The sequence below is a fragment of the Kluyvera fluvialis genome, from assembly GCF_059725275.1.
This window is the reverse complement of the sequence record NZ_AP046142.1, coordinates 1,859,496-1,883,981: the sequence shown is the minus strand read 5'-3', so window position 1 is coordinate 1,883,981 and position 24,486 is coordinate 1,859,496. Positions and strand designations below refer to the sequence as shown.

Annotated in this window: 21 protein-coding genes; 1 reads left to right on the top strand and 20 read right to left on the bottom strand. The window is 50.3% G+C overall.

The window, feature by feature from the left end:
• Position 1 precedes the first annotated feature (1 nt).
• The gene (locus tag AC6I4B_RS08950) at positions 2 to 376 is read left to right on the top strand and encodes an SMR family transporter (RefSeq protein WP_497771107.1); all 375 of its coding nucleotides are present in this window, start codon (positions 2 to 4) and stop codon (positions 374 to 376) included.
• 102 nt (positions 377 to 478) lie between these two features.
• On the opposite strand, the gene AC6I4B_RS08945 is transcribed toward AC6I4B_RS08950, so the two are convergent.
• The 20 genes from AC6I4B_RS08945 to wcaA all read right to left on the bottom strand — a co-directional run bounded on the left by AC6I4B_RS08945 (position 479) and on the right by wcaA (position 24,400).
• Positions 479 to 2,230 carry a glycosyltransferase gene (locus AC6I4B_RS08945; protein WP_497771105.1) on the bottom strand — a complete coding sequence of 584 codons (1,752 nt, stop codon included), beginning with the start codon at positions 2,228 to 2,230 and terminating at the stop codon, positions 479 to 481.
• Positions 2,231 to 2,298: 68 nt separating this feature from the next.
• Positions 2,299 to 4,377 (bottom strand): hypothetical protein, encoded by a 2,079-nt coding sequence (locus AC6I4B_RS08940; RefSeq protein ID WP_497771103.1) that lies wholly within the window; start codon positions 4,375 to 4,377, stop codon positions 2,299 to 2,301.
• 337 nt (positions 4,378 to 4,714) lie between these two features.
• Positions 4,715 to 5,605 carry a UTP--glucose-1-phosphate uridylyltransferase GalF gene (gene galF / locus AC6I4B_RS08935; protein WP_497771102.1) on the bottom strand — a complete coding sequence of 297 codons (891 nt, stop codon included), beginning with the start codon at positions 5,603 to 5,605 and terminating at the stop codon, positions 4,715 to 4,717.
• 133 nt (positions 5,606 to 5,738) lie between these two features.
• Complete coding sequence (gene wcaM, locus AC6I4B_RS08930; protein WP_497771100.1) at positions 5,739 to 7,130, bottom strand: colanic acid biosynthesis protein WcaM; 1,392 nt, start codon at positions 7,128 to 7,130, stop codon at positions 5,739 to 5,741.
• Between the two features lie 9 nt (positions 7,131 to 7,139).
• Positions 7,140 to 8,363 carry a colanic acid biosynthesis glycosyltransferase WcaL gene (wcaL, locus tag AC6I4B_RS08925; protein ID WP_497771099.1) on the bottom strand — a complete coding sequence of 408 codons (1,224 nt, stop codon included), beginning with the start codon at positions 8,361 to 8,363 and terminating at the stop codon, positions 7,140 to 7,142.
• Positions 8,360 to 9,640 (bottom strand): colanic acid biosynthesis pyruvyl transferase WcaK, encoded by a 1,281-nt coding sequence (gene wcaK / locus AC6I4B_RS08920; protein WP_497772066.1) that lies wholly within the window; start codon positions 9,638 to 9,640, stop codon positions 8,360 to 8,362. The genes wcaL and wcaK overlap by 4 nt, the downstream gene beginning before the upstream one ends.
• A 30-nt stretch (positions 9,641 to 9,670) precedes the next feature.
• Positions 9,671 to 11,152 (bottom strand): MOP flippase family protein, encoded by a 1,482-nt coding sequence (locus tag AC6I4B_RS08915; protein WP_497771097.1) that lies wholly within the window; start codon positions 11,150 to 11,152, stop codon positions 9,671 to 9,673.
• A gap of 9 nt (positions 11,153 to 11,161) precedes the next feature.
• Positions 11,162 to 12,556 carry an undecaprenyl-phosphate glucose phosphotransferase gene (wcaJ, locus tag AC6I4B_RS08910; protein ID WP_497771096.1) on the bottom strand — a complete coding sequence of 465 codons (1,395 nt, stop codon included), beginning with the start codon at positions 12,554 to 12,556 and terminating at the stop codon, positions 11,162 to 11,164.
• 62 nt (positions 12,557 to 12,618) lie between these two features.
• Positions 12,619 to 13,989 carry a phosphomannomutase CpsG gene (gene cpsG, locus AC6I4B_RS08905; RefSeq protein WP_497771094.1) on the bottom strand — a complete coding sequence of 457 codons (1,371 nt, stop codon included), beginning with the start codon at positions 13,987 to 13,989 and terminating at the stop codon, positions 12,619 to 12,621.
• An 84-nt stretch (positions 13,990 to 14,073) separates the two neighbouring features.
• Positions 14,074 to 15,510 carry a mannose-1-phosphate guanyltransferase gene (gene cpsB / locus AC6I4B_RS08900; protein ID WP_497771093.1) on the bottom strand — a complete coding sequence of 479 codons (1,437 nt, stop codon included), beginning with the start codon at positions 15,508 to 15,510 and terminating at the stop codon, positions 14,074 to 14,076.
• A 3-nt stretch (positions 15,511 to 15,513) separates the two neighbouring features.
• Positions 15,514 to 16,737, bottom strand: coding sequence for a colanic acid biosynthesis fucosyltransferase WcaI (wcaI, locus tag AC6I4B_RS08895; protein ID WP_497771091.1), 1,224 nt, complete (start codon positions 16,735 to 16,737; stop codon positions 15,514 to 15,516).
• Positions 16,734 to 17,213, bottom strand: coding sequence for a GDP-mannose mannosyl hydrolase (locus tag AC6I4B_RS08890; protein WP_497771090.1), 480 nt, complete (start codon positions 17,211 to 17,213; stop codon positions 16,734 to 16,736). The genes wcaI and AC6I4B_RS08890 overlap by 4 nt, the downstream gene beginning before the upstream one ends.
• 3 nt (positions 17,214 to 17,216) lie before the next feature.
• Entirely contained in the window at positions 17,217 to 18,182 is a 966-nt protein-coding gene (gene fcl, locus AC6I4B_RS08885) for a GDP-L-fucose synthase (protein ID WP_497771088.1), read from the bottom strand.
• A 2-nt stretch (positions 18,183 to 18,184) separates the two neighbouring features.
• Positions 18,185 to 19,306, bottom strand: coding sequence for a GDP-mannose 4,6-dehydratase (gene gmd, locus AC6I4B_RS08880; RefSeq protein WP_497771086.1), 1,122 nt, complete (start codon positions 19,304 to 19,306; stop codon positions 18,185 to 18,187).
• A gap of 44 nt (positions 19,307 to 19,350) precedes the next feature.
• Positions 19,351 to 19,890, bottom strand: a complete 540-nt coding sequence (gene wcaF, locus AC6I4B_RS08875) for a colanic acid biosynthesis acetyltransferase WcaF (RefSeq protein WP_497771085.1) — start codon at positions 19,888 to 19,890, stop codon at positions 19,351 to 19,353.
• Between the two features lie 9 nt (positions 19,891 to 19,899).
• Positions 19,900 to 20,646 carry a colanic acid biosynthesis glycosyltransferase WcaE gene (wcaE, locus tag AC6I4B_RS08870; protein WP_497771083.1) on the bottom strand — a complete coding sequence of 249 codons (747 nt, stop codon included), beginning with the start codon at positions 20,644 to 20,646 and terminating at the stop codon, positions 19,900 to 19,902.
• 8 nt (positions 20,647 to 20,654) lie between these two features.
• On the bottom strand, positions 20,655 to 21,878 hold the full coding sequence (gene wcaD / locus AC6I4B_RS08865) for a colanic acid polymerase WcaD (RefSeq protein ID WP_497771081.1): 1,224 nt from the start codon (positions 21,876 to 21,878) through the stop codon (positions 20,655 to 20,657).
• The gene (wcaC, locus tag AC6I4B_RS08860; RefSeq protein WP_497771080.1) at positions 21,853 to 23,070 is read right to left on the bottom strand and encodes a colanic acid biosynthesis glycosyltransferase WcaC; all 1,218 of its coding nucleotides are present in this window, start codon (positions 23,068 to 23,070) and stop codon (positions 21,853 to 21,855) included. Before wcaC ends, wcaD begins: the two co-directional genes overlap by 26 nt.
• Positions 23,067 to 23,558, bottom strand: a complete 492-nt coding sequence (gene wcaB / locus AC6I4B_RS08855; protein WP_497772065.1) for a colanic acid biosynthesis acetyltransferase WcaB — start codon at positions 23,556 to 23,558, stop codon at positions 23,067 to 23,069. The genes wcaC and wcaB overlap by 4 nt, the downstream gene beginning before the upstream one ends.
• Positions 23,558 to 24,400 carry a colanic acid biosynthesis glycosyltransferase WcaA gene (wcaA, locus tag AC6I4B_RS08850; protein WP_497771078.1) on the bottom strand — a complete coding sequence of 281 codons (843 nt, stop codon included), beginning with the start codon at positions 24,398 to 24,400 and terminating at the stop codon, positions 23,558 to 23,560. Before wcaA ends, wcaB begins: the two co-directional genes overlap by 1 nt.
• Positions 24,401 to 24,486: the final 86 nt, after the last annotated feature.

Below are 24,486 nucleotides of genomic sequence, written 5' to 3'. Positions count from 1 at the left end.
AATGACTCCCTTTATTTTTTTGTTAGCCATAACAAGTGTATCCCTCACAGCCCTCGCACAAGTGGCGTTGAGGAAAACTATGTTATCAATAATGCCTATTCCCGAAAACATTGATAATATTTTCATATTTATACTCAATATTTTATTGAACCCATGGTTCATCTTCGGGATGAGTTGCTACATCATCAGCATCGGTTTATGGATGACAGTATTGAGTAAAACAGAGGTCAGTCTTGCGTACCCACTATCGTCTATGGGGTTTATAATTACAGCAGCAATTGGCTACTTCTTCCTAAAAGAGGACGTAAATATGACTCGAATGATCGGGTTATTGCTTATTTGTGCTGGGATTATCTTTATATCTAAAAGTTCATAACATATCATTACTCTTAATAAAAATGGAACAACTAAACAATAATTATATGCTTAGTTGTTCCATAATATCATTCATAAAAGCATGGTAAGCTTATACTATTTTTTATTCAGATTTACTCTTCAAAATCTTTTCCCAAAAATCATTCGTAGTTAATTCACTGGCTAATGACTTATATTTTTTCTTATTAGATTTGAAAGATACTGCAATCGATACAATATCTTTAAGCAATAACACTAAATTTTTGAAAAACTCGCCACGGGATACTTGCGCAATATAACCAGTCTGAGAAGATGAGTTATAATACAGGATATTTTTAAATCCGAATATAGCCCTAAATGATGCAAACGCCCTTTTCTCTTGATAGACGAGTTGATCTTTCAGAGGCAGCAGCATACCATTTAATGATAGAATTCGTATTACTCTTCTAATTGGCCTTTCTTCATTTGTTCTTTGCTTTATATCTAATGATGTCAGATCAATAGGTTTCATTTTTTCATCTACTGACAATTCTGCTATAGTTGTTCTGACTTCTTTTAAATCATAATTTTGGGACCAAAACTCTTTATTCCCCAATACATGATGTAAAGCCAATCTAATTGACTTTAGACTTCCATACTGATGCGAAAAAAGACAGGCCATAAAGAATCGGCTATACATTAAAGCTGATGGTATAAATGAGTTCTTGTACAGAATAGTGTTAACTAAATGATTTCGGGTATCAAGATACCATGTCATTGCTGAGACTTTCGTTGCAAAATCCTCAGAATAACAAGCAATACCATTACAAGTAATGATATTAAATTTATTCATCATTCCAAACAGTATGTCATCTCCACGGACAAAAAATGGAAATGCTTTGTGCTTTACATAATTAATCGGGAATGCAAAAAACCACCAACCACCATAGTTTGGTACTTGTAACGAAACTTCACTTTTCACAACATTTATTGTTCTACTTAAGTCGAAACCTGAAAATAGTGGATGGCATGTATTATCAAAAAACGCCCCCTTTTCTATTAATATATCAGGATTAGATTCAAGGAATAGAGCCCCAGAAATTGCGGCGTTATCTTCAATGGCATATGTCAATATAGCATACGCTCGCTTAATTGATTCTATTTCGCAACTTGCATCATCATCCATAAAAAGTACATGAGTAAAATCACCTTTATCTTCGTAGTGCATTAACCCCCTCATAAAACCACCAGCCCCACCAGTGTTTTCATTAGGAATAATAGTTACGCCTTCGGCCTCATCTGCTTGTATGTTTTTAGAATTATCAACTACAGCAAAATCGATTTTATTTGCATACTCTGGATCATCAAGTAATTCTTTCTTAACTCTATCAATTGATGGCAATACATAATTTTTTCTATTGAAATGTGTAATTGATATGCCAAGTTTAACCTTTCGCTTTGTCTCTTCCTGTGTCGTCCATGATGCAGAATAGATCTCAACATCACTATCACAGGCAATAACTTCAATATAAACAAGCCCTCGTTGAATAACTTTTTCGAGGTTCAAGTTAAATAATTGCACAGAATTATTTGTAAGTTCGGTTTTAATTGAGTCCAGCTCGAAACGAACATTATTCTCATTAACAACTATCAGTTTTACGAGTGCCTCACCAGCACCACACATATTAAATGCCACATTTTTTATGCCGCACTTCTCTTTCCAAAGGACTGTGGACAACCCATTGTAATATGTATCAAATGATACATTACCGCCAGTTTTTATTTTTAAGACATTATTAATAGGATAAAAATTACACCCGTTAATATACATCTCATTAGAACAACCAAAACTTGCATTTGGTAATAAAACAGTTTGAAGAACATTCATATCGTACATTTTATTTCCTTTCCTCGTAAATCAGATGGTGCTATTCGTTATGATATTACGCTTGTTATTTATTCTATTTATAAAAAAGCAGTACATATAATAACAAATAGACCAAAAATCGAAATAAACAGCGTATATTTCCAAGTGGATGGGTAGTATTTTATCTCTAACAACGACGGTTTATCTATATTGCTAACTTCAACATATGGAATAAACCCAGCATACGTTTTCACTTCCACTTCATGGCCATCAAGCCATGCACTATATCCTTTCCAATTAACACGTGAGAAATAATATTTCCCATTGTCTTTCACAATATATTTATCAGCATTATTGCTGCGCGTTACAACTGATATTTCACTATTATCTTCTGTGTTAACGCCAACTCCGCTAAGGTTGTCATTTTTGTAATAGACAAAATCATCAACCTCCTGCCGAACATAACCACAAGAATTCATCTTTTCATTCAGAAGACTTCTATCATCATTCTTAGAAAGGACTAACAGCCTAATATCTAATTTGTTCAGCAGGCATTGATAGCGACCGTTGAAGTCATTTTCAAGGTTATTAACGAGCATACCTGTGTCGAACACAGCATGTGCCGAATAGTAACGGAATACATCAATAATAGCCTTGTTGCCAACAGGAGAATAACCATTAAAGGCATTAATATTATACCATTGTAGGTTTGCACTAGTTGCATTCTCAAATCTATCAGTTAAACCATGCCCCCCAGTTGCGACTAATATCCGGCCTTTTATCTGGGGATCCGCGATCTCATTATTCAACGTATTGGAAGCAACATAACCATCAGCTAATGTTTTACAGCTATATTTAAATATAGTTACTGGCAAAATTAAGGCTACTAGCACTACAAAGAAATTATTCCTCCATAATTTCCAATGCGTCATAATCACCAGAGTTAAAACAGTTATAGCTAGCAAGAGTACAAATGCATGCCCATGCATCATATCCCCTTTTAGCCATGATAATAGAGCAGTGATTAGAATTACGGCAATAGAAATATACTTAGACCGAGTTGAGATACTCCAATCTTTGTGGCTACCAATAATACATGCTGCAAAGATTAAAAAATAAGAGAAAAATGGCAAGTATCTAAATTGCCATCTTGTTGGGCCAAGTTGTTGTGGTAGTTGCGTAAGAATGACAAAGACCACAGCTAAAATGAGGAATGGATATGCCGTAACGGGTACTTTTTTATTAATTAATGCATTAGCAATAATAATACCAGGAATAATACCTATATAGCCAATCGCAATCGGAAGATATCTATAGCCACCAAAGGTATGAATAAACCCATAATAAAATGGATTTAACCCCATCAAAATCTGATCCCAGCCGGGGCTTAGAAAATTCCCTGCATTATTGACACCACCGGGGCGATCTAAAAAGACACCATTTACAATGTATTCAGAAAATGCAGGAATAATGATACATACACAGCCAAACAATGCTAATGCATAAATAAATTTCTTTTTTAACGAATAGCCAGGCATAAAACCGACATACACGATTAAGAAAACGGCATATGCAATTATTGCATGCGGCCACCCAGAGAGAAAAAGGAATACAACCGAGAGGCAGTTAATCAAGAGTGATTTAACTGAGTTCTCTTTTATAAAGAAGATTGTTGACGCAACACTCATTAAAAACCAAGCATGACCACTTAGTCCATTGTACCAGGATGCTGCATAAACATAGATAACAATTGGGTTTATTGCAATTGACGCCGCAGCAACAAAACTAATTAAAGCATCCGAACTTAATTGTCTGGCAGCCCAAAGAGATGCATAAGAAATGATTGTTAAATTAATAAAAACCAGAAAATATGACGTCAATGTCATATTTTTTACTAATGCAGCAAAGATAGATACAGCAATATTAGTTGGTAAAAATATTGCTCTATCAATATCAACAAGCATATTATCACCAATCATGGTTTTATTGATGATAAATGGTATATCGCCTTGCAGCCAAGATAACCCTTGCTGCATCAAATTGGGTAAGTAACTGTTATTTGCATCATCAACATGGAAAAATGATGGAAATCCAATTGAGCAAATAACCATTACAACAATGGTTATAAAAAGTGCTTGTACTATACTTTTGCTAGCAACACTATGTATATAATTCATGCCAATCTCAATTTATACCTATGTTAATATAAAATTCATTACTTAATAAGCTTCAACACAAATCTTAGCAAAAAAATGATTACATCATAAAGTAATGTATCGATAATCTGTTTATAGTAATAATTCAGCACTGCTAGATAGGTAGAACAGTAGAAGTGGATTTACGCGATATTGTAATCAATCGGATACCATAACAGCTATTGTAACCTATCGATTACCGGCAACAACTCCTTTCAACAATGCTACCGCCATTGGCGTAAAAACACCAATGGCGGTAGCTCTATTTTTGGGTAGTTACCAGCTAGACTAAGCAGAACACGAGTAGCTAATAAAATATTTATTTAACCAAAGTCGCGATGTAGTTTCGGAACTTCGCCCCATCCTTCAGGTTCCGCAGCCCGTACTGCACAAACGCCTGCATATAGCCCATTTTCTTACCGCAGTCGTAGCTTTCGCCGGTCATCAGCATGGCATCAACGGACTGTTTTCTTGCCAGTTCGGCAATCGCATCGGTCAGCTGAATACGACCCCATGCGCCAGGTACGGTTTTAGCCAGTTCCGGCCAGATATCCGCAGACAGAACATAACGGCCAACGGCCATCAGGTCAGATTCCAGAGTCTGAGGCTGATCCGGTTTTTCGATAAAATCAACGATACGGCTGACCTTACCTTCGACATCCAGCGGCTCTTTCGTTTTGATGACGGAGTATTCAGACAAATCACCCGGCATACGTTTTGCCAGCACCTGGCTGCGACCCGTTTCATTGAAACGAGCAACCATTGCCGCGAGATTATAGCGCAGAGGATCGGCACTCGCGCTGTCCAGTACGATATCCGGCAGTACCACCACAAATGGGTTATCGCCGACGATTGGCTGTGCGCACAGGATAGAATGCCCCAGACCTAAAGGCTGTGCCTGACGAACGTTCATAATAGTGACGCCCGGAGGACAGATAGACTGAACTTCTGCCAGCAGTTGACGTTTTACACGCTGCTCCAGCAGAGCTTCAAGTTCGTACGAGGTGTCGAAGTGGTTTTCCACCGAGTTTTTCGATGCATGAGTAACCAGGACGATTTCTTTGATCCCTGCAGCAACAATCTCGTCAACGATGTATTGTATCATTGGCTTATCGACGATCGGCAGCATCTCTTTAGGAATTGCCTTCGTGGCGGGTAACATGCTCATACCCAAACCCGCTACCGGAATGACTGCTTTCAAATTAACCATTATCTTGTCCACCTATATTCGGTTGCTGAATTATAGCGATTAAACATGTTTAATCCACTCTGTTTTCTCATAGTACCCATTTGATTTACGTAGATCTCTGGATATAGTCTGAGATTACAGGCGATATAGAGGGTTAGTGCTTCGGAAGGTTAAAATTGAGATGTTCGGTATTGACAACGTGTTGATCAATACGATCGATATCAACCGACGATTGCCCCTGTTCGTTCACTGCGCTGACATGCGCAAGCGACAGCAAGGTATCCTGTTTTGCCATAAATTTACCGCGTACATCCTTACGTAAGTCGAAGTTCAGGGCTAACGCAGGCCCGCGCGAGGCGGGCTGCATCACATTGATATTGCGCATAAAAATGTGCTGTGGCTTGTTATGCAGCACCAATGAGGCATAACGTAGCTCCATGTTAGTTAATGCGACAAACGACTGCGCATTTCCTGAAGAGATCTGTATCCCGCGCAGGGAATAATCTGAATTTTCATTATTTATATGAATATTATTCAACCTGAAATTCTGGGGTATCGACAGATAATCACCTTTGATAACACCATAGCCAATTAGCATTCCCGCGCTATTAACCATTTCAATACCGTCGATAACGAAATTATCACATCCATAGATAGCCACCGTCGCATTATCAATTCCCGCCGACTTACTGTACTCCGGCGTAATATTACTGGCTTTGACATTACGGATAATAAAGTGCTTGCCGTTCTCGACATGCACCAGTTGTCGGCAGTGGCTGCCGGTGATGTTAGCCACGACGAAATTCTTCACCGCCTGGGACTCTGGATAGCCGTTGTCGTAGGCGCTCCCCGCAAGACCAATACCAATCCCCCAGTTTACTTTGCCATTGGTGCAGTCAATATGGTCAATAACGTGGTCAGAAATAACAATATCGCTGTCGTTAATCGCGACGTTCCATTCAATGGCATCGCCCTGTAACTGGCTAAAGCGGCAATGCGTAATAGCCACATTCTGCCACTGGTTATGAAACCCCTGACGCAAGATACCGTAGTTGGCTTTGGTGATAATCAGTTGGGTAATTGTCAGATTACGCCACGTCTTTTTATCTTTGCCACCGATAAAAATCTGCGCCACCGGCCCGTAACCGCTCATCGTCAGCCCTTCAATAACGCAGTCACCGCCACGGACATCAAGCGTTATATTGTAGAGGCTTGCATCGCCACGGCCTTTTACCTGGCAGCCTTGCTGCAAAATAAAACGCCCGCGACCATTGCCTTTCAGCGCCCCGGCGATGAGCAGCGTTTTGCCAGGCGGAATGGTGATAGCGGTGTTGAGGTTGTCGCAGGTCACCCCCGCAGGGACAATGACATTATCGGCGCGGCTAAAAGCGGTGTTAAACGCCCCAACCCAATCCTCGTCACGGACGACCTCGCGGATATCAATGCTTGCCCCCTGCCCTGCGGCTCTGGCAGCGACGGGCAGTAGCGGTAAAGCGGCAAGCGTTGCGCCAGCACGCAGAAAATGACGTCGGGTAAAAGTTCGCATCGCGCCTCCTCAGCAAAGCGTGTGCAGCAAGCTGGCAAGCTGTCGGTTGATAACTTGCTGGTTAAAATCAGTTTCCACTTTGGTACGCGCGCGCTGGAGTACCGGCAGGAGGGTCTGTGTGTCCATTTGCCCCAGCGTGCGCAGTTTATCGGCCAGCGCTTGTGCGTCGTTCTCGGCGACGAGCCAACCGGAATGCCCGGAATCAATCAGTTCAGGGATCCCGCTATGAACGGTGGAAAGCACCGGAATACCGACCGCCATCGCCTCCATTAACGCCACCGGAATACCTTCCATATCGCCGTTGCTGCCCGTCACCGAAGGCAGCAGAAACACATCTGCCTCATCAAGTAACGCTTTTACCTCATGGCTGGCTTTAAAACCGGGCATCTCTACCCGGTCTTCCAGTTGATATTGTTCAATCAACGTGCGCAGTCGCCGCTCCCACGGCCCAATGCCGAGAATGCGATAGCGGAAATTTACCCCCTGCGCTTTTAACTGGCGGCACGCATCAATCGCCACGTGCAGCCCTTTTTTCTCGGTCAGACGTGCGACGGAAATCATCTGCAAGCAGTCGTTCGGCGCTTTTAGCGGGCGCAACGCAAAACGCTCCATATTGACCCCCATACGCGAAACCGCAATTTTGTCCGGCGGGCAGCCCATCGTCCGCAGGCGATCCGCCCACAGTTGGCTTATCGGCAGCATCATGTCGCCACGGCGAAATAGCTGCTGATACTCCGCCGTGTAGTGGCTCAGCACCTCGCGGCTGGAGATATCAATACCGTGAAACACGGTGGCGATTTTGCCGCGAATCACCCCCAGTTCACGCAGTTTTGCCGCCGTCACCCCTGCGGGGCCAAAGTGGGCGATAAACACATCCGCCACCAGCGGCTCACGCATACGCCCACAAATAGCAGAAAGGATCAGGTTACGCGCCTCTTGCCCGTAACGCGGCACGTTCAACGCCCGCCACACATTGGCACGATGCAGCCCCTGCGCAGTGCTGTACGCCCGATGGCACAGTTTACTCAGCGCCGTGGGCGGTTCATCCTGGAGCCAGCGGACTTTATCGGCCAGCCGATACTGGGTATAAGCGGCATGAGTGTGGGTCAGGTCGCCCTTTTGCAGCGCCACAATCTCCACCTCATGGCCCATCTCGATAAACGCCACAATCTGGTTGAGCACAAAAGTCTCTGACGACAGTGGAAATTTCAGTAAAAAGAAACTGACTTTCATCGCCCCTCCCGAATACGGCTCAGTACCGACTCAATCATCGCGAAGCCTTTTTGGCGCTCGCCCGCCACCGCCGCTGAAACCCGCTCGCCCAGCGCCGGAAGCTGGTTCAGCATATCGGCCACCACGCCTTGCAAAGAGCCATCCAGCAGGTGACGAATGTCGATAGCCATCTCCGGCATCCCCAGTTGCTGCATGATCCCGGCGGATTTGTGCTCGTAGTTAATGGCAATTGCCGGAGTACCAAAGTTCATGGAGATAATCGCAGAGTGTAGGCGTGTGCCGATAGTCAGCTCACAAGAGGCCAGAATTTTGCCAATCTCAACATCGTTCAGTTCATCCATCGCGATATGAAAATGTTCGCGTTTCTCGACGTGCTGCGCCATACGCAGCGCCACCATGCGGTCATCGCGGTTGTAGCGGTCGAGACTGGTACAGGTGGATAACGCCAGCACCTGATAACCGTCATCAATCAGGCGGTTAACCACCTCAGCGAAGGCCTTTTCATACGCCTGCTGCGTCGTGCCCAGCCGTTTATCAAATGGCTCCAGTTCACGCAGGGTAATAGCGACCGTTTTGCGCTGCGCCGTCAACTTCAGCCAGTGTTGTACCGCGTAGCCTGGCGTAAATGTCTCATTGCGATGCGCCACCAGCCAGGCGGTGTCAACGCCCTGCTCCACTTTGCGGGTATCAATCTGCGCTTTCGCCATCAGCTCACGACTCACAGTTTCACGCAGGATTAACGCATTGGTACGCCCAAAGGTGTAATTCGCCAGTTGGTTGAAATCCGGATTCTGGAATGGCCCCACGCTGTGACCAATCATATAAATCGGCTTATTGGCCATAAAAGCGCACAGCGGGTATTCAAAGTGGGTTAATCCGTACAAATCGACGTAATTCGACCCGCCTACCTGGATAATCGCATCATAATTTCCCAGAAAACGCACAAATTCATGAAACTCTGGCGCAATCTCCATATTGCGCAGCTTGCCTTCACCGGTCACTTTCGCCAGCAAAATCTTGTGCTGGAAACGGCGGCGCAGCACTTTTTTCACCCGTCCGCTCAGCCCTCCAGCGGCCTGCTGTTTTTGGCTTAGCTGATACAGCGGGTCAGCCATAATTTCGCGCCCCTGCAACCAGGAGGAGCTAATCGGGAAGCGGCTCATCACATCCATTTCAACATCTGGCTGCTGCTGGCTAATGGCATCGAGCAGCCCGCGCATAATGGCGCTATCGCCACGGTTGCCGCAGGTGTGGTTGCCTAAAATTAATAGTTTCATCATGGCCTCATCAAAGGGGTTGCAAGCAAATCAATCAGGAACGCGTAATAACGTTTTCAGTTTCTCGCTCCGACAGAGCGTTTTTTTAAGTTCAAGCAATAAAGGATGGCGCGACAGCATGACCACCAGCGCAAAGCTGAGTACGCCCGCCAGCACCTGCATCGCCAACAGTAACGGCAGTGAAATGCTGCCTTGCAGCAAGCGCCCCACGGCGTAACTGCTGATAAGCGTGGGCAGCGACAGTCGCAGCGGCAGCCACAGGCTCAGCAGGTAGTCGCGATAGCTCGGCCCCAGCACCGGTTTAATCATCACGAAATAGCTCAGAATGGTGTTGAGAATTTGTACCAGCAGGAAGCCGAGCGTGACGCCAATCGCGCCGCCAAGCTGGCCGCCGACGATAATCGCCGGAATAAACAGGCAGGTTTTAAACACATTGAATTTAAAGCTGATATCAACACGCGCTTTTGCCATCAGCAGCGAGCCAATCGGGTTCCCCACCGAGCGCAGCAGGCCAACTACACACAGCAGTTGTAAAATAGGGACGATGTGCAGCCACTTGTCGCCAAACACCAGCGGGACAAAATGGTTACTGACGACCATCAGCCCCAGCAGCGCCGGGAAGTTAATAATGCCGACCACCGACAACAGCTTGTAGAAATTCACCCGCAGCTTGTCGGTATCGTCCTGGATTTTGGCAAACGCCGGAAACAGCACTCGGGTGATAATCGGGTTGAGCTTCATCGGCGGCACAACCGCCACGTTGTAGGCGAGGTTATAGCCGCCCGCCACGCTGGCACCAAGAATGCGTGCCAGCGTCAGCGTCGATAGGTTGGTATTGATATAGTTGACGAGACTGTCTGCGGTCAGCCATGCGCCAAAGCGCAGGTTCGGCATGACCGTGGTGAGCGAAAAATGCAGCCCTGGCCGGTAAATTTTGCGGCCAAAATAGCCGAACAGCAGCGTTCGCACGGCGCTGTTAACCAGGTAACCGAGAATGGCGGTCATCGCCAGCGGCCAAAAATAGGCGCAGATCACCGTAAAGCTAAAACCGGATAACACTGCCGTGGTTTCAATCGCGCCAATCTTGTTGAACTCCAGCTCTTTTTGCATCAACGCGCGAAACTGCTGCCCGTGCGGGATAACCACAAACGCCAGCGATAGCATTTGAATCAGCGGCGCTAAATCGGGGTTATGCAGCAAACCGGCAAGCGTATTGCTCAACAGATACACCGCCGCACACACCACCAGCCCTAGCCCCACGTTCAACCAGTACAGCGTGGTCAGCTCCAGATGGCTAATCGCTTTACGCTGAATAATCGAGTTGGCGATGCCGAAATCCGATAGCGTGTCGGCCAGCGCGATAATCACCAGCGAAACGGTCAGTAAGCCAAACTGATGCCCATCAAAAAGGCGCGCCAGTACGGTCATCTGCGCCAGCCCCAGGCCAATAATAATTACCGTCGCCATTGCCGACCACTTCGCCCCATTCAGGGTCTTCTCTCTCAGGCTCATGTCACTTCCTCAATAGGCTGCTTTGTTGACAAAGCCTTTGAAAACCGTCAGAAAAACGATTTTTATATCCAGCCACAGGCTCCATTCGCGGATGTATTCGAGGTCAAACTCCACCCGTTTTTCCATTTTTTCCAGGGTGTCGGTTTCGCCGCGCCAGCCGTTAATTTGCGCCCAGCCGGTAATGCCAGGTTTCACTTTGTGGCGCAGCATGTAGCCTTCGATTAATTGGCGATATTGCTCGTTATGCGCCACCGCATGAGGGCGTGGGCCGACGATTGACATGCCACCGGTCAACACATTGATAAACTGCGGCAGTTCATCCAGCGAGGTGCGGCGCAAAAAGTTACCCACGGGCGTCACGCGCGGGTCGTTCTGTGTCGCCTGTGTCACCACCGCGTCGTTTTCCATCACCTTCATGGAGCGGAATTTCCACACTTTGATAGGCTTACCGTCCATGCCATAGCGGGTCTGGCGGAAGATAATCGGCCCCGGCGAGGTGAGCTTCACCGCCAGCGCAATGCAGCACAGCGCCGGAGAAATCAGCAGCAGAATGCACAGCGCCAGCACGATATCTTCCAGCCGTTTCAGCAGGCGGTTCACCCCAGAAAGCGGCGTGTCGTACAGCGGCACAACGGGAATACCGTTCACCACTTCAACGCGGGAATGCAAAATGTTGAAGGTGAACACATCGGGGATCAGCAGCACAGAACAGGTGGTATCGGCTAAATCGCGCACCAGATTTTTGATATCGCTCTCTTCCTGCATCGCCATCGAGATATAAACGTTGTGAATTTTTCCGCTGCGCGCGTCGTCAAGCAGTTGTTCAAGGTTGCCCCTCCAGCCCGCGTTGACGCTGCCCGATTTGGCATTGTAATAACAGCCGACCACGTCGTAGCCCAGCCACGGCTGGTTACGGAAACTGTCCAACAGCGCCTGTCCTTCTGGCATATCTCCGGCAACCGCCACATAACGCGTGTTGTAGCCACGGTGGCGCAACGCCCCCGCGCCGTAGCGGATAAACGCCCGGCAGGCCAGCATGCCCGCCGTACTCAGCAGATACCACGCCAGCCAGATGCCAATATCGGTATTCACATCGTCGTTAAATGCCAGCAAACCGGCGGAAAACACCAGGCTCAGGGTCCAGTTTTGTAATAACAGCAACAGCTCGGTGGTCATCCGCACGCCGCGCCATGAGCGATAAAAGTCGGTGATGCCGCCAATCATTTGAAATACCGCCAGCGTCACCAGTGCCATCAGCAAATGAAGATACAAAAACGGCAACGCGACGGCCTGACACACCAGCCACAGCCCACCCAGCATGATGGTGATGTCGGAAAAACGTTGCACCATTGAGATTAACGATGCATTCGTTTTGGCTCGCTCGCGCTTTCTTAGAGTCGTCATCGTTGGTCCTGTTTAGTGGTTGCCCCTCCCCTTCTGGAGAGCGTCGGGAGAGGGGCAAGAAATTACTGATTCAGCAACGCCAGAATGTCCTGCGTTCGCGCCTGCATCAGCGGGGTATTGCCGCGCGACTCGACGTTCAACCGCACCACCGGTTCGGTGTTGGAGGAACGCAGGTTGAAGCGCCAGTCGGCAAATGCCAGGCTGATACCGTCGGTGCGGTCAATCTCCAGTGCGCTGCTGGCGAAGTGCGCCTCCACGCGGGCAATCGCCGCCGTTGGCTCCGCCAACTGGCAGTTGATTTCGCCGCTCGCCGGATACGCCGCCATTCGGTCACGCACCAGTTCACCGAGCGTTTGGCGTTTCAGGCACAGCAGTTCGCTCACCAGTAGCCACGGGATCATGCCGCTGTCGCAGTAGGCGAAATCGCGGAAATAGTGATGGGCGCTCATTTCGCCGCCGTATACCGCGTCGTCCTGGCGCATACGTTCTTTGATAAAGGCGTGGCCGGTTTTCGACATGACCGGTGTGCCACCGGCTTCGGTCACCACATCGACGGTGTTCCACGACAGGCGGGGGTCGTGGATGATGCGTGCGCCAGGGTTTTTCTCAAGAAATGCTTCCGCCAGCAGGCCAACGATGTAGTAACCCTCGATAAACTGGCCGTTCTCGTCGAACAGGAAGCAGCGGTCAAAATCGCCGTCAAAAGCGATCCCCATATCCGCGCCGTACTGGAGCACGGCGTTGCGTGTGTCGTCGCGGCACTCCGGTAACAGCGGGTTGGGAATACCGTGCGGGAAAGTGCCGTCCGGCGTGTTGTGCACTTTAATCAGGTTAACCGGCACATTGAGCGCCCTGAAACGCGCCTCCAGCGCATCAATCACTGGGCCTGCCGCACCGTTACCGGCGTTCATCACCAGCTTTAGCGGCGTCAGATGTTTGACATCGATATAGCCTAACAGGTGGTCAACGTAAGCATCACGCAGGTCAATACGTTGGTAGCGCCCCCGGGCGGATTCGTCTACTGGCGGGAAGGCATTTTCTTGTGCCAGGCGCTGAATATCACGCAGCCCGCTGTCACCGCTGATAGGCCGCGCGCCCTCGCGCACCAGTTTCATGCCGTTGTAATCCATCGGGTTATGGCTGGCGGTCACTTCAATGCCGCCATCCACACCGAGATGGAAAGTGGCGAAATAGACTTCTTCTGTACCGGCTAGCCCGATATCCAGCACGTCCACCCCCGCATCGCGCAGGCCACGCGCCAGCGCCCGCTTCAGTGCTTCGCTGCTCAGGCGGACATCGCCGCCCAGCACCACCGTTTTGGGTTTCAGGAATTCGCCATAGGCGCGACCAATGCGCCAGGCTATCTCTTCATTTAACTCGTCGCCGAGCTTGCCGCGAATATCGTAGGCTTTGAAACAGGTTAATGTTTTCATGTTCTTACCTTTCTTCAGGCAACAGTGGGCCCTGACCAGAAATGGCCATTATTTTCAGTGTGTGGATTTAGCGGATGCGCGGCGCTACACGCGCCCGTAACGGTCGGCGAAACGCACCACGTCGTCCTCTTCCAGATATGCGCCAGAGCGCACTTCAATCAAGTCGAGCGGGATTTTGCCCGGGTTTTCGAGGCAATGGGTGACGCCAAGCGGGATATAAATCGACTCGTTCTCGCCCAGCAGTTTGATTTCCCCGTCAAGGGTGACTTTTGCCGTACCGGCAACCACAATCCAGTGTTCCGCCCGGTGGTGATGCATTTGCAGCGACAGCCCTTCGCCCGGTTTAACGGTGATGCGCTTCACCTGGTAGCGTTCGCCGGAATCGATAGAGTCATATTTACCCCACGGGCGATACACTTCCCGATGCATATGGTGTTCATGTCGGCCATCGGCCTTAATCTTCTCGACCACCTTTTTTACGTCCTGCACCGCGTTGCGATCGGCGATAAGCACCGCGTCTTTGGTTTGCACCACCACCAAATCCTTTACGCCAACGGTCGTCACCAGCCCAGACTCTGCGTAGACATAGCTGTTTTCGGTTTTATGGCTAATCACATCACCGTGGTGGACGTTGCCTTCTGGGGTGTGATGGCTAATTTCCCACAGCGATGACCAAGAGCCGACGTCGCTCCAGCCGGCGTCCATCGGCACGACCACCGCATCAAGCGTCTGTTCCATCACAGCGTAATCGATGGATTCATCCGGGCAGCGAAGAAAGGCCTCTTCGTCAACACGGATAAAATCTAAATCGGGGTCAACGACGTTCATCGCCGCCTCACAGGCGCTAAGAATATCGGGACGATATTTTGCCAACTCCTCCAGATAACGCCCGGCGCGGAACAAGAACATGCCGCTGTTCCAGTAATATTCACCGCAGGAAACGTAGCCCTGCGCGGTTTCCAGATTCGGTTTTTCGACAAACTGCGCCACGTCGAAAGCCAACGCCTCGCCCGCGCCTGGGCTGACTTCGCCACGGCGAATATAGCCATAGCCGGTTTCCGGCAAGTTCGGCACAATCCCGAACGTCACCAGTTTGCCGTTTTCGGCATACGGTGTGGCATCACGCACTGCTGCACGGAAAGCATCTTCATTTTGAATGACGTGATCCGCTGCCAGCACCAGAATCAGCGGGTCGCTATCCGGCTCGCGGCGTTTTGCCGCCAGCGCCGCCAGTGCAATAGCCGGAGCAGTATTGCGCCCCGCCGGTTCAAGAATGATATTTTCAGTCAGTTTATTGAGCTGACGTAACTGCTCTGCGACGATAAATCGATGCTGTTCGTTGCAAATCACCACCGGACTGGCGCATTTCACCCCATCCAGCCGGTTCACCGTCGCCTGTAGCATGGTCATATCCCCTTTCAGGCACAGAAACTGTTTGGGATACAGCACGCGCGACAATGGCCACAGGCGGCTGCCTGAGCCTCCGGCCATGACAACCGGAAAAAGCGTGGATTGACTCATCGTTTAACCCCGAATATCCGCAATAAATTGGCTGAGCACGTTCTCTTTTTCGAGCGTGCGTTCCGCATAGGCCAACGCCTGTGCGTTGCGTTTTGGCATCGCTAATGCCTGTTCAATCCCGTCTGCCAGCGCCGCAACCGACTCTGGTTCAACGCACACGGCAATGCCTGGCTGATGGCGGCACAGTTGGCCGAGTTCGGTTGTGGCTTCGGCGGTAATCACCGCGTTACCGCCCACTGCCAGAATATTGGTCAGTTTGGAGGGCAACACCGCATCCGCTGCGCCGCGTTTTTGGATCACTAAATGGCAGTCCGCCAGCGACAGTAGCGCGGGCAGTGCGGCGTAAGATTGCAGCGGGAAGAAGCGCACGTTATCTAACCCACGCACCCTCGCCAGTTTTTCCAGCCGCGCCTTGCCGCCGCCTTCACCAACAATCACAAACAGCCACGGTTTTTCGCGCTGTTGCGCCGCCACTTCAATCACACTCTCTAAGCCCTGTTTTTCACCGATATTGCCGGAATAGAGCACTATCGGGCGATCATCCGGCAGGCCTAACTGCTGGCGCAGCACTGCCACCTGCATGGCACTCACATCGCGAAAACGCGCCACTTCTGACCAGTTAGGGAAGAAAATCACTTTCTCGGCAGCCACACCTTTTTCACAGGCTTTATTCATCATGGATCGTGAAATGGTCGATACGTTATCGACGTGATGCAGCCCGCTGCGCTCAAAAGCACAGGCGAGCTTCGCCACCACGCCTGGCTTGCCTTTGCCCGCCATTCCCAAACCGAGCATGGCGTCGACTTCATAATCCTGAATATGCAGCAAAGTGCGCGCACCGCTGAGTTTTGCCAGCAGGCGCATTCCCGGCGTGCAAAAGAGCGTCGGCACGACGCCAATAATGCGATCTGGCTTCCAGCGGCGCTGGGCGATCAGCGGGAAAAAACTGCTGACGGCAAAGCTTGCAAGGTGAATCAGGCGCTTTAGCGTTGAAGGTTGTTTGGGCACATACAGCGGGCAGCGCCAGACCGTTGCCGCGCCCTCCTCCCGCCGGTAACGCCAGGCACAATAGCGTGCGCCAACTTGCCACTCCGGGTAATACGGCGGTGCGGTAATCACGCGGACGTCATGCCCCTGGCGAGCCATCCACTCGACCATTTCGCCGGTGTATTTGCCAATGCCGGTCAGCTCTGGCGAATAGTTAATGCCGTACACCAAAATCTTCATAACCCCACCACCTCGGCGCGCGCGGCGTTCTCGAAATAGGCACGGCTATTTTGATGGACGTCTTCTGCCGCCAGCAGCGCCGACGGCGATAACCAGCGGTAGTCGTGGTGCTGTTCGCGCGGTAAGCACAAACGGTCAGCCTCTACGCGCAGACGGAAACCAAGCACAATGTAGTGGGTGGAGAAATCCGCCCCGGAAAAGTTATCGTCGTAAAAATGCTGCCAGACGCCGTAGAAGCGGCCCGCCGACATCGGCAGGCGCAGCCCCAGCTCGTCTTGCGTTAGTCGGGAGAACGCCTGTGCCAGGGTTTCATCTTTCAGCACCCGCCCGCCAGGCACAAACCAGTAGCCCTGCGCGGGGCGGTTAGTCCGTTTGCCTAACAGAAACTCCCCCTGCGCATTCTCAACGATGAAATCAAGAGAGATAAGCGGCGTGGACTGCACTACGCTGGCAAATACCTGCTGGCTTAGAAACATTCGTTACCCCCGAAAACGCTGCTGGTTTTGCAAAAACCATTGATAGGTGCTGGCAAGCCCTGCTTCGAGGGTTATTTCGTGATACCAGCCCAGTTGGTGCAGGCGCGAAACGTCCAGCAATTTGCGCGGCGTGCCGTCGGGTTTAGAGGCGTCAAACACCACGCGTCCGGTAAAGCCCACCACGTTGGCCAGCGTTTGCGCCAGCTCGCGGATGGTGCAATCAACGCCGGTTCCCACGTTAATGTGCGAAAGCATCGGCTGAGTGTTTTCCCGCCAGACTCCCCGATCCAGCTCCATCACATGGATGCTGGCGGCCGCCATGTCGTCCACATGCAGAAACTCGCGCATCGGCGTGCCGCTGCCCCACACCACCACTTCGGCCGCGTTTTGTTGCGTCGCTTCATGAAAGCGCCGCAGCAGCGCGGGGATCACGTGCGAATTATTCGGGTGGAAGTTATCGTTCGGCCCGTACAGGTTGGTCGGCATCACCGAGCGATAATCTCGGTTATGCTGGCGGTTGTAGGATTCGCATAGCTTAATTCCGGCGATTTTGGCGATCGCATACGGCTCGTTAGTCGGCTCCAGCGTACCCTGCAATAGTTCGCTTTCGTGCATCGGCTGGTTGGCGAGCTTGGGATAAATGCACGACGAGCCGAGGAACAGCAGCTTATTCACTTCGTGGCGATGCGCGGCGTGAATAATGTTGCTTTCAATCATCATGTTTTCGTAGATGAAATCAGCGGGGAACGTGTTGTTCGCCACAATGCCGCCCACTTTCGCCGCCGCGAGATAAACCTGGTCAATACGTTCAGTCGCAAAAAACGCATCAACGGCGCGGGCATCTAACAAGTTGAGCTGCTCGCGGCTGCGCAGAATTAACTCAACGCCATCGCGCTGCTCAAGCTGTCGAACAATGGCAGAACCGACCATTCCCCGGTGGCCCGCCACAAAAATACGTTGCTTGCTCATACTCAGGACTCCAGTGCGATCGCCACTTCATAACCGTGGGATTTCAGCAGTGAATGTTTTTTCGCCGCTTCCAAATCTTTCGCCACCATTTCAGAAACCATCTCGCGGAGGGTAATTTCAGGTTTCCAGCCCAGTTTTTGGTGTGCTTTGCCTGGGTCACCGAGCAGGGTTTCAACCTCTGCCGGACGGAAGTAGCGCGGATCAACCGCCACCATCACATCGCCCGCTTTCACGCCAGGCGCATCATGGCCGGTGACAGAAACCACAATCCCTTTTTCGTCCACGCCCGTGCCTTCGAAACGCAGTTTGATGCCCAACTGCGCGGCAGCCATTTCCACAAACTGGCGCACGGAATACTGCACACCGGTAGCAATGACGAAATCTTCCGGCTGCTCTTGTTGCAGCATCATCCACTGCATTTTTACGTAATCTTTGGCGTGGCCCCAGTCGCGCAGCGAGTCCATGTTGCCGAGGTACAGGCAGCTTTCCAGCCCCTGGGCGATATTGGCGATGGCGCGGGTGATTTTACGGGTGACGAAAGTTTCGCCACGGCGTGGGGATTCGTGGTTGAACAGAATGCCGTTGCAGGCGTACATACCATAGGATTCGCGGTAGTTGACGGTGATCCAGTAGGCGTAAAGTTTGGCGACCGCATACGGCGAGCGCGGATAAAACGGTGTGGTTTCTTTCTGCGGGGTCTCTTGTACCAGGCCGTACAGTTCGGAGGTGGAGGCCTGATAGAAACGGGTTTTCTTCTCAAGGCCGAGGAAGCGAATCGCCTCCAGCAGGCGCAGCGTACCCATTGCATCGACGTCGGCGGTATATTCCGGTGACTCGAACGACACCGCAACGTGACTCATCGCCCCCAGGTTGTAGACTTCATCCGGCTGCACTTCCTGCAAAATACGCGTCAGGTTAGAGCTGTCGGTTAAATCGCCATAGTGCAGGTGAAATTTCGGGTTGCCGCTGTGCGGGTCTTGATAGATGTGATCCACACGTTCGGTATTAAAAGAGGAAGCGCGACGTTTAATACCATGAACTTCATAGCCTTTCTCCAGCAGCAGTTCCGCCAGATATGAACCATCCTGCCCGGTTACGCCGGTAATGAGAGCGACTTTCGACATTGTATATTTCCTTTGTTAATGAGGATGTTGTGATAATGCAGGTCTTAGAGCCTATCCCGTACCACTTCGGCGGGATTCCCCCGGCAAATCATATTTGCCGGTAGCGATTTAAATACGCTGCTGCGCGCACCAATTACCGTGCCAGCGCCAATCGTGACGCCAGGGGCGACAAACACATCGGTCGCCAGCCAGCATTTTTCGCCCACCACAATCGGGGATTCGGTAATAGCAAAATGCGCGCTGTGATAATCATGGCTACCGGTACACAAATAACATTTTTGTGAAACCACGGAATTAGCGCCAAGGGTTATATTACCCAGCGTATATAACACGGCGTCATCGCCGACCCAGGCATAATCACCAATGGTTAATTTCCACGGATAGGTAATTTTCACCGATGGGCGAATGACGACATTTTTTCCAATTTTCGCGCCAAACAGGCGTAATAAAAATGCTCGCCAGCGGTACAGTATTTGTGGCGACCAGGCAAATAGCGTGGCCTGCACCGCCCACCAAAGTTGAACTTTGATACCATTAGCGCCACGAAAACCCTTCGGCACAGAGAAGCCGGATAATTCCTGCATCTTATTTCCTTACGCTTTGTGATATAGCGCTTTGGTTTTGCCGGTGGTACGCAGACGTAATAAATAAGACAATTCCGTCAGCAGCGTGGGCATACGTAATATTTCGCGCTGTACTTTCCTGGCATCCTGGCACAACTGCAAATTATTCGTCGTTGAGACACCGCCCATTGAAAATTCAGCCACCCGCCCTTTTATGCGTCTAAACGCGTAGCCTGATTTATACATTCTGGCGGCAAGAGCATAATCAGCAGAAACCCGATATTGCACATCGTAGGGATAATTCCGTAACCCTTTCAGTGGGAAGAATATGGCCTGATGGCTTGCCGGTAGACTGTGATAAATATACCAACCACGTTTTGCGCGGCGGCATATTTGCGAGCCGTCACCAAAGTCCAGCATCGCATCGCCCAGGTACATGGCATCATCGTTTTTTGTGCGCAACTGGCGCACACACTGCGACACCTCTGGGTGGAAGCTGTCGCCGGAATTCAGGAACAACACAAACTGGCCCTGCGCCATACGAATGCCTTTATTCATCGCATCATACAGGCCGTTATCCGGCTCGCTGACGTAGCGTAACTGGTACTGTCCATTACGTTTTTTGAGAAATTCCGCCGTGCCATCGTCAGAACCACCGTCCACCACAATCCACTCAAAAGTCAGGCTTGGGTCATTTGCCAGATACGCCAGCGAACGCCAGGTTTTCTTCACCCCTTCATGGTTGCGAAAGGCCACGGTCACCACACTTAACAACATGTTCCACCTCATCTGCTGTCGGCAATATTCAGCGCTTTACGCAGAATAAAAGGACACACAATTAAAAATGCATATTCCGGGCTAAATATCGAACCGGTGAAAAATAAGGATATCGGCGTAAACAGATACAACTGCACGGCGAAGTTGCGATTATTCCCAAAAGCGTTGGCAAACAGTTTAAATACAAAATACAGGTAGCCCGCAGTTAATATCACGGCGAACCATGAAAAATAAATCATTAACAGATACAGACCATTGTCTATGGTTTTACCGACGTCCGCACCGTTAAATATTCCGAATGATGCAACATATTCGTAAAGAGAGCCAAAACGCACGACACCATCAATACTGGTCAGCGAATAGCCGACCATCACCAGCGGGCCAATAATACGATAATAGGATGAAGAACCTTCCGTGCCCAAATCGCCTACGCGTGCTGCAATATACGGAAATGCAAAGACTAAACCGACCAAAAACACGCCTAATGAGATAATCGCCAACGGTAATTTCTTTTTTATCGCTTCTTTATTCAGATACTCAAACGCCCACTCCAGCAAATAAAACAAGATAAAGGTCATAACCCCAGAGAACGATCCTGAAAGAATTATCCCTGCCAGAATCATAGCATCAGCTTTTGGTGTTTTGATACCAAACTGTTTGATGCAAAGCCAAATTGAGATTAATGCCAGAGCAAAAAATGCCGGTTCAAAATAAAGCGCGGTGGTTCTCTTGCCGCCGAATTTGATAAAATTCAGCACATAGCTATTACTGTAAATCAGATATTTCGAAATTGTCGCAATCAGACTACTGCCACCGGTCAAAATAATTTGCGCCATTTCAACTGCCGCGAGCAGCACAATAATAGCAATCACCAGATAGAAAAAGCGCAGGATCTTGCGGTGGTTGTGGGCTGAAATAGTCTTAAAACGAATGCTCCACACCATGCCAATAATGATAACGATATAGACAAACAGCATGGTCGAGGTGACGTATTTGCTGGGGTCAAGCGAGCGCCCAAACGCGTAGTTAAACAGCGTTAAGCCCATACCAAGCCCCAGCGCTATCATCAGCTTTTTCAGGTTAATACGCTCAACAAACAACAGCAGCAACAGCGGCAAAAACGTGACGATAGTCACCGGGAAGCTCTCGCCAAGCTGCACGAGCTTAACGTTGACCAGCAGATAAATAAGCGGCAGCAGCAGATAGCTACAGACTCTGATAGAACGAGACATACTCCTCCAGCATCTGTTGTCCACTGTAGGCCATGCGGCTGCGGGCGCTGAACGCGGCAAGCGAACTGCCGAATACGGCCTGGGCGATATCAGCTTTCGTCTGTTGCACCAGGTTCAGCACGTCGGCGTCGTCTACCGTACGGCCACCCGATTTTGCCAGCACCTCTTGTGCCGCCTCGCTGTGGGTGGCAATCACCGGCACGCCGATGGACAGCGCTTCGCAAAGGATCAGCGGGTAGTTGTCCACTTTCGAGCTGAACAGCAGCGCGTCCAGTTGGTTTAGCTCATTCATCAACTGGCGTTTATCAGTCAGGAAGCCGTGATTCACCACGTTGTCGGCGTTAAACGGTGAAAACTTGCCGAAGGTGTGTACCTCCACTTTGTCGCCCAGCGCAATCACCTCACGCACTAGCCGTTGATTGGTTTTGCCGTCATAGCGCAGGTCATGGGCAACGACGGCAATTTTTGGCCGCCGCGTCGCGGGGATAATCGGTGTTAAATCAGCCAGAATCGCCTCGGTTGCGACGTCGATACCGTTGTTGATTATCCGACAGCGCCCCGCGCCATACAGGCTATTAAACGCCTCGGCCACGTGCTGGCTAGGGGAGATAAAGCGGCAGCCCAGCGCCAGCATCTGTTGAAATAACTGGCGTTTTTCCGCCACCAGATGGTGGGCGCGGTCAATCTTGACCGGCGGATAGTTATCCAGCGTCGGGCATTTCTGGCAGCCGGTTTTCCAGCCCTCGCAGCCATCAAGAAAAGCACAGCGCCCGGTCACGCTCCAGTGGTCATGCAGCGTCCAGATAAAAGTCGCGTCGGGTTTATGGGCTTTAAGACGCTCGCAAAAACTCACCACGTCCGCCAGGTTTAGCCAATAGCTGTGCATTACATGGAAATGCAGCACTACCGCGCCGTCGCTGCGGGTTATCTGGCGATAAAGAGGGTTGAGGTTGCCGAAAATATCGCGGTTAAACAGGCGAAACAGCGCCAGATTGGCTATCGATGTCAGGCGCGAGGTCTGTTTCACCACCTGCGGGTATTGCGCGTGGCTGACGCTTTTTTTGCCGCCTTTGCCATAGCCGTAAATAAATGTCGATGATAGCCCCTGGCGCAGCGCACGCTGGTGGAGATCCAGCGCAACACCCGCCGCGCCGCCTTCCGCCAGGCGTACGTTAAATTGCAGAATATTCATTTAATTACCTTCACTCGCGCTTTTTCACCCACCACCAGGGCATGGTCTGGCACGTCGTCCAGCACCACGCTGCCCGCGCCGATAGTCACCTGATGGCCGATGGTGATGCCGCCAATAATCACCACGTTCGCCCCCAATTCCACACCGTTGCCCAGCGTCGGGCAGGCCAGGCTGTTGGGGCCACGATTGCCGAGCGTCACGCCGTGGCGAATGGTGAAGTCGTCACCCGCCACCACGTTTTTGTTGATAACCACCGCATAGCCATGATGAATGGTGAAACGTCGGCCAATGGTCGCCGCCGCCTGAATTTCGTAACCAAATACGCACTCGGTCATCAGCCGATACAGCACCAGCACCGGCGCCGCCCACAGGTTATTGAGCACGTTTTTCTTGCGCCAGACCGAGCAAAAATGGGCAATCCGGTAAGCCACCACCATGCAGCACGGGCGCAGGCTCCAGCTATTCGCGCGTAAATCTTCCAGTAGCATCATTTACTCCGTAACCCGTCAACCCAGCGTTTGCCGTTACGCAGCGAGAGCAGCGTCAGGAATGTTCGCCAGGTCATCCGTTTGTTGCGGATCTGGTACAGGGTGAACAGTTGGTATTTCTTGCTCGCGCGGTCAAATTTCTGTTTGTGTTTGCGATAAAAGTGGAAGTAGCCGGAGAATTTCTTCGGCGAGGACGTTATCTGCATTTCACCGTGGTTGATGTGCAGGATTTGCGTGGCGACCGCGATTTTCCACGGCTCGCCATACTCCACCACCATCCGCAGGAAAATGTCGTAATCCTGCGCGGCCTTGAGTTGGGTATCAAACAGGCTTTCTTTGAAGCGCCACGCCCAGCTAAATACCTGATTACCGATAATATTGCGCTTGTAAAATAGCGGGCGTGAAAACGGCGATTTCGGGTACAGCGGCAGGCTGGCGGGCTGGGAATAGACTTCGCCCTCACAGACATAGTCGTCTGCGTACAAAAACGCATGGCTGGTCAGTTGCTGTTGGTGCGCGAGGAAGGTCGATAGCCGGTTTGGCGTCCACTCATCGTCATCATCAATACCGGTAATAAACTGGCCTGTCGCTTGTAAAATGGCCTGATTACGCACCGCGCACGCGCCGGAGTTAAAGGCGTTGCGCGTATATTGCACGCGGCTGTCGTTTAGCGCCGTGACATACTGCTGTAGCTGTTCATAGCTTGCGGAGCAGTCATCGACGATGATCATTTCCCAGTGCGGATAATCCTGGCGTAATACCGATTTGATGGCGCGGATCGCCAGTTGTTGCCGGTTCCAGGTAGGCATATAAATGGAGATCAACGGGTTGTCGGTTGTCATGAGGTATCTCCGAATAAGTGATTGAGCGTTTATCTCCCCTCCTCCGGCTCTCTCCCCATAGGGCGAGGGAAAACCGGTGAGAGGTC

Bases quoted from the DNA above. Each gene is read 5' to 3' on its own strand.
- wcaL (WP_497771099.1), bottom strand. From the start codon at position 8,363: ATGAAAGTCAGTTTCTTTTTACTGAAATTTCCACTGTCGTCAGAGACT.
- wcaB (WP_497772065.1), bottom strand. From the start codon at position 23,558: ATGCTACTGGAAGATTTACGCGCGAATAGCTGGAGCCTGCGCCCGTGC.
- wcaJ (WP_497771096.1), bottom strand. From the start codon at position 12,556: ATGACGACTCTAAGAAAGCGCGAGCGAGCCAAAACGAATGCATCGTTA.
- wcaI (WP_497771091.1), bottom strand. From the start codon at position 16,737: ATGAAGATTTTGGTGTACGGCATTAACTATTCGCCAGAGCTGACCGGC.
- wcaC (WP_497771080.1), bottom strand. From the start codon at position 23,070: ATGAATATTCTGCAATTTAACGTACGCCTGGCGGAAGGCGGCGCGGCG.
- wcaF (WP_497771085.1), bottom strand. From the start codon at position 19,890: ATGCAGGAATTATCCGGCTTCTCTGTGCCGAAGGGTTTTCGTGGCGCT.
- gmd (WP_497771086.1), bottom strand. From the start codon at position 19,306: ATGTCGAAAGTCGCTCTCATTACCGGCGTAACCGGGCAGGATGGTTCA.
- AC6I4B_RS08950 (WP_497771107.1), top strand. From the start codon at position 2: ATGACTCCCTTTATTTTTTTGTTAGCCATAACAAGTGTATCCCTCACA.
- AC6I4B_RS08945 (WP_497771105.1), bottom strand. From the start codon at position 2,230: ATGTACGATATGAATGTTCTTCAAACTGTTTTATTACCAAATGCAAGT.
- AC6I4B_RS08940 (WP_497771103.1), bottom strand. From the start codon at position 4,377: ATGAATTATATACATAGTGTTGCTAGCAAAAGTATAGTACAAGCACTT.
- AC6I4B_RS08915 (WP_497771097.1), bottom strand. From the start codon at position 11,152: ATGAGCCTGAGAGAGAAGACCCTGAATGGGGCGAAGTGGTCGGCAATG.
- wcaD (WP_497771081.1), bottom strand. From the start codon at position 21,878: ATGTCTCGTTCTATCAGAGTCTGTAGCTATCTGCTGCTGCCGCTTATT.
- cpsB (WP_497771093.1), bottom strand. From the start codon at position 15,510: ATGAGTCAATCCACGCTTTTTCCGGTTGTCATGGCCGGAGGCTCAGGC.
- cpsG (WP_497771094.1), bottom strand. From the start codon at position 13,989: ATGAAAACATTAACCTGTTTCAAAGCCTACGATATTCGCGGCAAGCTC.
- AC6I4B_RS08890 (WP_497771090.1), bottom strand. From the start codon at position 17,213: ATGTTTCTAAGCCAGCAGGTATTTGCCAGCGTAGTGCAGTCCACGCCG.
- wcaE (WP_497771083.1), bottom strand. From the start codon at position 20,646: ATGTTGTTAAGTGTGGTGACCGTGGCCTTTCGCAACCATGAAGGGGTG.
- galF (WP_497771102.1), bottom strand. From the start codon at position 5,605: ATGGTTAATTTGAAAGCAGTCATTCCGGTAGCGGGTTTGGGTATGAGC.
- fcl (WP_497771088.1), bottom strand. From the start codon at position 18,182: ATGAGCAAGCAACGTATTTTTGTGGCGGGCCACCGGGGAATGGTCGGT.
- wcaA (WP_497771078.1), bottom strand. From the start codon at position 24,400: ATGACAACCGACAACCCGTTGATCTCCATTTATATGCCTACCTGGAAC.
- wcaK (WP_497772066.1), bottom strand. From the start codon at position 9,640: ATGAAACTATTAATTTTAGGCAACCACACCTGCGGCAACCGTGGCGAT.
- wcaM (WP_497771100.1), bottom strand. From the start codon at position 7,130: ATGCGAACTTTTACCCGACGTCATTTTCTGCGTGCTGGCGCAACGCTT.